Raw genomic sequence first — 6,027 nt, 5'->3', positions numbered from 1 at the left:
GGTCAAGCAGATCTACGACCACGACGATCCGCTGACCGAGGAGCAGTTGCGGCGCCGGTTTTCCGGCAGGAGGTTGCTATGGTGAAGGCCGCGGCACAGACGGCGAGGCTGACAGAGTCCGTGGCCTTCGACGTGCCGGTGCAGGTTTCCGGTCCCGGGGGCGTCACCTCGACCACCTGGGAACAGCGCCACGCCTGCCGCGCGCAGTTTCTCTATTCGACCGGCTCGGAAGTGGTAGAGGCCGCACGCCTTGAGGGGCGCCCGATATTCAAGATCCGCGTTCGGTCCTGTGCGGCCGCGCGCTCGGTTACGACCGACTGGCAGATGCGGGATACCCGCCGCGCCGCGGTCTACGCAATTCGCGAGGTGGACGGCATCACCGATCCCGCCTGGGTCTATGTCGTCGTCGAGGGAGGGAAGGCGCCATGAGTGCCAGCGCCGCGCTCCAGATCGCGCTGATCGCGCACCTCAAGGCCGACCCGGCCGTCTCGGGGCATCTCGGGGAGCGGATATTCGACAACGCCCCTGTCGGCGCCTCGTATCCCTACCTGACCCTCGGTCCCGCGCAGGAAATCGACGACAGTGCCGATTGTGTCGACGGTTCCGAATGCTTTCAGCAGATCGATATCTGGACGCAGGAAGGTGGATCGCAGCTGTCAGCCAAGACGATCTGCGGCGCGGTTCGGCAGTCGATCAGGTATTCCGACCTGGAATTGGCGGACCCTTATGCGCTGGTTCTGGTCGATGTCACCAGCTGGTCGGTGATCGGCGATCCCGATGAGAAGGTTGCGCATGGCATCGTCACCGTTCGGGCATTGGTGGATGGTCTGTGATGTGGGTTCTCTTCACCAAAACCTTCCGGTGGCGTCCGAAGTCGAATGTCTCGATCCGGTATGACGCCGGCATACGGATGCGCGTCACGCGCCGCTGCGCCAATGCCGCCCTCGCCAGGGGGGCCGCGGTCAGGATCGATAACCCGAAATCAAGAGGCGGCCATGGCACGGGGCGCGACGATCATGGGGCTGGCAAAGCTCCAGCGGAAGCTTGACCGGCTCCCCAAGGTCGCAAAGGACCAAATCCAGACGAAGATGGCCGAGGCGGCCGACGAGATCGTCGCCATGATGAAGAGCCTTGTCCCGGTGCTGAAAGAGCCCGACGCGCGGCGCCGAGCCGGTGCGCTGCGTGATAGCATCGGCTGGACATGGGGGAAGGCGCCCAAAGGCTCCATGGTTGTGGCTACGCTCAAGGGTGCCGGTGTTGGTGGCGATCTGACGATTACGGTTTTCGCCGGTTCGCGCGACAAGTCCCGCGGCCCAGATGACGCCTATTATGTGGCATGGGTCGAGTTCGGCACGAAGAAGATGAAGGCGCAGCCGTTCTTCTACGTTTCCTGGCGGGCGAACAGGAAACCTGCCGCGCGCAAGGTCCGCAAGGCCGTGCGCGATGCAGCGCGCCAGGTCGCCAGAGGGCAATAGCGCCCAGACACCTCTCATCAACGCCCGCCCTGACCGGCGGGCTTTTTCATGGAGACCACCATGGCTGTTACGCCTGTCAAAGCTACCACCACGCGCTCGAAGAAGATGTTCGTCCGCCTGTCGAATGGGGCAGAGCCGCCTGAGTTCATCGCTCCCTGCGGCTTCACCGAAAAGTCGTTCAATCGCTCCAAAACCTTCGGAGAGACCGTCACGCCCTATTGCGAAGGGGGAGACGACATCGTCGATTGGGTCGAGCGCGACACCGTCTCGATGACGGCCTCGATTTCGGGGCAGGGCGTGATGGCCCGGCAATCCGTCCCGACGTGGGAGGCCGCGCTGGCAAGCGCCGACAGCATCGAATGCGAGGTTGAGATCGAATGGCCCGACGGCAGCAAGGAACTCTACACCGGCCGCTTTCACGTCGAGAGCCTGGAGATCGGCTCGCCTGAGGGCCAGCGGGTCACGTCCAATGTCAGCATGCAGTCGGATGGACCTGTCGAATACGAGCGGGTGCCGGCCTGATGTCCCGCAGTGCGCAGTTAACGCTTGACTGGGCGGACGGGACATATCCGTTCGCCCTGAAGATCGAGCACCTGGCCGAGCTTCAGGAAAAATGCGATGCCGGTCCATGGTATATCCAATGGGCGCTGGAGGTCTCGCTCCTGGCCCGCACGGCCGGGTTCGCCCCGCCCAAGGATGCCAATGCCAGCTACGTCATCGAGCCTATCAGGCTGGGTCTCATCGGTGGGGGCATGCCAGCCGTCGAGGCGCTTCAAAAGGTCCGCGCCTATGTTGGCCCGGGCCAACTGAACGAAAACATCCAGACGGCCTATGCAATCCTCGGCGTGGCGCTGGCCGGTGCACCGGATGATGAGCCAAAAAAGCCCGGGGCGGGAAAGAAGAAGACCGCGAACCGCTCCCGCGCGGCAAAATCAGGTTCGCGGACGTCTTCGGAAACGGTCTCGCCGCCGGCATGAGCCCGTCAGAGGTGAGGCGGTGCAGCTGGTGGGAATTCAGCGCCGCCCTTGCCGGCTGGATCGCTGCCAATACCTCGGCCGAGGATCAGCCCATGTCGCAGCAGGATGAGGATGATCTGTGGCAGGGGATCATGGAGCGGATGGGTTAACGAAGAATCCCCATCCCTTTCAGCTCCTTGCGTAGATCCTCGGATCGCATTTGCTGCTCAATCATCCGCGCTTTGTAGCCGACGTATATCTCTCGGGCGAAATGGTCTGCGACATATAGAATAACGCAGATCGCGGCGACGGCATTCAATATCTTCATGGTGTTCAGAGGTCCTTAATGGCAACCGATCTCGAAAAGCTGGTTGTCCAGCTCTCTGCTGACATCAAGGGCTATGAGCGCGAAATGCGCAAGGCCGTTGGCGTGACGAACCGGCAAGCGCGCGACATCGAAAAGCGGTTCCTCGCGATGCAGCGCAATCTGGATGGTATCGGATCGCGGGCCGCCAAGTCGCTGATCGCGCCGTTTACCGGCATTGCTGCGGCGCTTGGTGGCCGGGAACTGATCCGCATGACTGGGCAGTGGACCGACCTGACCAGCCGGGTGAACCTGGCGGCAGGCAGCATGGAGAAAGGCAATGAGGTCATGCGGCGCGTCAGCGAGATGGCGCGTCGCACCTATTCCGACCTCAGCCAGACCGCCGAGGGATACCTGGCATTCTCGACCACGCTGACCGAACTTGGCGTTTCGACGGATCGCCAACTGGACTTCGTGGAAAGCCTGAACAACGCCCTGGTTGTGTCCGGCGCCAAGGGCCAGACCGCCGAACGTGTCATGAGTGCGCTCTCCAAGGCGATGGCGCTCGGATCGCTCCAGGGTGACAACCTGAATACGGTGATCGATTCCGGCGGACGTGTCGCGCAGGCCCTCGCCGATTCCATGGGTGTCACCACCATGGAATTGCGCAAGCTGGGATCGGAAGGGAAAATCGGGCGCCGCGAACTGCTCGGCATCTCGAAGGAGATGGAGAAGCTCCGGCGCGAGGCGGGCGAGATGCCCACCACGATCCAGGACGGCTTCATGCTTCTGAACAACGCCCTGCTGGAATATGTCGGGCGTGGGGACGATGCCGTCGGGATGTCGGGCCGGATCGCCGAGGCGCTTACGGTCATCGCCGACAATTTCGATACCGTCGCCGATTCCGGCCTGAAGCTTGCCGCGGTTCTCGCGGCCGGCATGCTCGGCCGGTCTATCGGGGGCATGATCACCAAGCTGGGCGCCGCAACCGGGGTGTTGATCAAGTTTGGCGCCGCATTGCGCGCGGCTACCTCCATGGCCAGCGTCGGCACCGCAATCAGTGGGTTGAGCGCGGCGGCGGGGCCGCTGGTCATGGTTATCGGAGGTCTGCTCGCTGGCGGTGTCCTGCTTTACTCGGATCGTGCCCGAGAGGCAGAACAGCGCAGCAAGGATCTGCGGGATGAGCTGCAACGCCTGGGGCTTTACGCACCGGATGCAGCCGTGGCGCTGGAAGAGGTCGCAGATGCTGCCGATGGTATCGGCACCGAGGATCAGTTGGCCCGCATCGAGCGGTTCCGCAAGGGCCTCGAAGATATCAAGGGCACTGGCGGGCTTTGGTCCTGGATCAGTGGTGGCGACGGCGAACTGGACGGGTTGATCCAGCAGGTAGACCGCTTTTACCATGCCTTTGATCAGGCTGATCTTCCGCTGGTCCGGCAGTTGCGCGATCTGGCAAAGGCTTATCAGGACAAAGAGATTTCCGCCGAAAGCTTTGCTCGCAGCGTTGCGGCCGCCGATTTGGAGGGCGCAGGGCGTGCAGCGCGTGAATATGCAGCGGCATTGCGCGAAATTGCGGAGCGCTCGAACGCACTTACCACCGGGCTCCTGTTCGATGGCGTTGCAGTCGAAATCGATGCGGCAACTGCATCTGTGGAGGGGCTTCTGGAAGAGCTGCACTTCGTCGCCAACCTTCAAGGTCTCGGCGACGTGGTTGTGCAGGAAATCAGGGATGTCATCGCGGAAATGAACAAGGGCAAGAAGTCCGCCCAAGAGGCTGCCGATGAGATCGAGGCTCTCGGAAACACCCGCGCAGACTTTAATGGCCTGCACGGTGATATCGCAAATGCCATCAAGGCCCTTGGTGAACTGCGCGCGGCGGCGATCCGAACCGCATCGACCATCGCGGCCACGGTGGCGATGCGCCCGAGTTCTGGTGGCGACGACACCTCGCTTGATCGCCAGAATGAGGCATCGGCGGCTTACATTGCCGAGCATAAGCGTCGCCTGGACCTGACCCGTGAGCAGGTGTCGCTGGAAAAGGAGATGGAGCGGATCACGAAAGATGCTGCCCAGAACCAGGCTGTGTTGACGCAAGAGCAAATCCGCCAGATGGCGGTTGCGAATCTTGCCGCCGAGGCCCGTCGCGCCGAGGAAGGCCGTTCCGGGCGCTCGGGCGGCGGCCGGAAGTCCGGCGGCGGAAAGGGCAAGAAGGGAACGACGGTCACCGACATATTCGAGGACGCTGGCCGCGATCTGGAAAACCTGGAGCGGCAGATAGAGCTGGTCGGCAAGTCGGCGCAGGAGACTGCCAAGCTGCGTGCGCAGTGGGAATTGCTGGATGCCGCGAAGAAAGCCGGCCTGCCCATCGACGACAAGCTGCGCCAGAACATCCTGGAGCATGCCGAACATGTCGGATACCTCACCGATCAGCTGGAAAAGGCCGAGATTGCGCAGCAGCAATTCGACCAGGCGATCGATGGCGTCGCAGATGCCTTTGCGGGTGCTTTGATGGCCGGTGAAAGCTTGCGGGATGGACTGGCGCAGGTGCTCAAGCAGATCGCAGCAGATATCATCAACAGCGGCATTCGGAACGCCCTCATCGGCCAGTTCGGCGGGGGAGGTGGTGGGATCCTCGGCGGTCTCTGGCAGTCTATGATGGTCGGCGGTGACAGGCTGACCGGGGCGTTGCGTCTGGCTGGTCTTCCGGCTCGGGCGAATGGTGGGCCGGTGCAGGCTGGTCAGATGTATATGACCGGCGAGAAGGGGCCGGAGCCGTTCGTCCCTGCGGTGAACGGTCGTATCCTCAGCGTCGCACAGGCACAGGCGGCGTTGCGCGGGCGCGCCGGCGGGCGTTCGGGCGGGATCAACGCCACCTTCGCCCCGAACATCAGCATCGCGCCCGGTGTCACCCAAGCCGAACTGGCCATGACCATGGCGGCCGCCCAACGGGAGTATGAGCAGAAGTTCCTGCCCATGCTGCAAAAGCACATGCCCAGCTATAATGAGCGGTATACCTGATGCCCGAAGTGATCGCCTGGCCATGCAGCCTGATCCGGCCGCAGGATGTCAGCTATTTCATCCAGCGCACCTCGCGCGATGCCGGCGCCAACCTTGCCGGCATCGCGCAGATCCTGACGCCCGGCACCGGCGCCTGGCGCGTGGACATCACCATTCCGCGCGATTTCGACGGCATCAGGGTCAAGCAGCTGGAGGCCCTGGTTTCGGAGATGCGCGGCCGCGAGAACGTGGCGAACCTCTGCATCTGCGATCCCTACAAATACGGGTCGCGCGT

The 6,027-nt window shown here is 63.0% G+C and carries 7 protein-coding genes and 1 pseudogene; all 8 read left to right on the top strand.

Translation table 11 applies throughout. The features are described 5' to 3' along the window. The first annotated feature begins 78 nt into the window (after window positions 1-78). Window positions 79-429 (top strand): phage head completion protein, encoded by a 351-nt coding sequence (locus BLT64_RS25540; RefSeq protein WP_011747327.1) that lies wholly within the window; start codon window positions 79-81, stop codon window positions 427-429. Continuing rightward, a complete protein-coding gene (locus tag BLT64_RS25535) occupies window positions 426-833 on the top strand; it encodes a DUF3168 domain-containing protein (protein WP_011747328.1) in 408 nt (135 codons plus the stop codon). Before BLT64_RS25540 ends, BLT64_RS25535 begins: the two co-directional genes overlap by 4 nt. A gap of 162 nt (window positions 834-995) precedes the next feature. After that, on the top strand, window positions 996-1,475 hold the full coding sequence (locus BLT64_RS25530) for an HK97-gp10 family putative phage morphogenesis protein (protein ID WP_041529799.1): 480 nt from the start codon (window positions 996-998) through the stop codon (window positions 1,473-1,475). 48 nt (window positions 1,476-1,523) lie between these two features. Further along, window positions 1,524-1,997, top strand: coding sequence for a phage tail protein (locus BLT64_RS25525; protein ID WP_041529800.1), 474 nt, complete (start codon window positions 1,524-1,526; stop codon window positions 1,995-1,997). Next, complete coding sequence (locus tag BLT64_RS25520) at window positions 1,997-2,452, top strand: gene transfer agent family protein (protein ID WP_011747331.1); 456 nt, start codon at window positions 1,997-1,999, stop codon at window positions 2,450-2,452. Before BLT64_RS25525 ends, BLT64_RS25520 begins: the two co-directional genes overlap by 1 nt. Beyond that, a complete protein-coding gene (locus BLT64_RS27090) occupies window positions 2,449-2,601 on the top strand; it encodes a hypothetical protein (protein WP_157137426.1) in 153 nt (50 codons plus the stop codon). Before BLT64_RS25520 ends, BLT64_RS27090 begins: the two co-directional genes overlap by 4 nt. Before the next feature lie 176 nt (window positions 2,602-2,777). Then, the gene (locus tag BLT64_RS25515) at window positions 2,778-5,753 is read left to right on the top strand and encodes a tape measure protein (protein WP_011747332.1); all 2,976 of its coding nucleotides are present in this window, start codon (window positions 2,778-2,780) and stop codon (window positions 5,751-5,753) included. Then, window positions 5,753-6,027 (top strand): annotated as a pseudogene (locus BLT64_RS25510) (hypothetical protein); the annotation flags it as partial. The gene BLT64_RS25515 and the pseudogene BLT64_RS25510, both read left to right, overlap by 1 nt.

The organism is Paracoccus denitrificans (assembly GCF_900100045.1).
In the GTDB taxonomy this organism is placed as follows: Bacteria; Pseudomonadota; Alphaproteobacteria; order Rhodobacterales; family Rhodobacteraceae; genus Paracoccus; species Paracoccus denitrificans.
The sequence above is the reverse complement of the archived record's forward strand: the minus strand, read 5'-3'. Positions and strand labels throughout refer to the sequence as shown.

Coding starts and splice junctions, on each gene's coding strand:
- BLT64_RS25530 (WP_041529799.1), top strand. CDS start 996: ATGGCACGGGGCGCGACGATCATGGGGCTGGCAAAGCTCCAGCGGAAG.
- BLT64_RS25520 (WP_011747331.1), top strand. CDS start 1,997: ATGTCCCGCAGTGCGCAGTTAACGCTTGACTGGGCGGACGGGACATAT.
- BLT64_RS27090 (WP_157137426.1), top strand. CDS start 2,449: ATGAGCCCGTCAGAGGTGAGGCGGTGCAGCTGGTGGGAATTCAGCGCC.
- BLT64_RS25515 (WP_011747332.1), top strand. CDS start 2,778: ATGGCAACCGATCTCGAAAAGCTGGTTGTCCAGCTCTCTGCTGACATC.
- BLT64_RS25535 (WP_011747328.1), top strand. CDS start 426: ATGAGTGCCAGCGCCGCGCTCCAGATCGCGCTGATCGCGCACCTCAAG.
- BLT64_RS25540 (WP_011747327.1), top strand. CDS start 79: ATGGTGAAGGCCGCGGCACAGACGGCGAGGCTGACAGAGTCCGTGGCC.
- BLT64_RS25525 (WP_041529800.1), top strand. CDS start 1,524: ATGGAGACCACCATGGCTGTTACGCCTGTCAAAGCTACCACCACGCGC.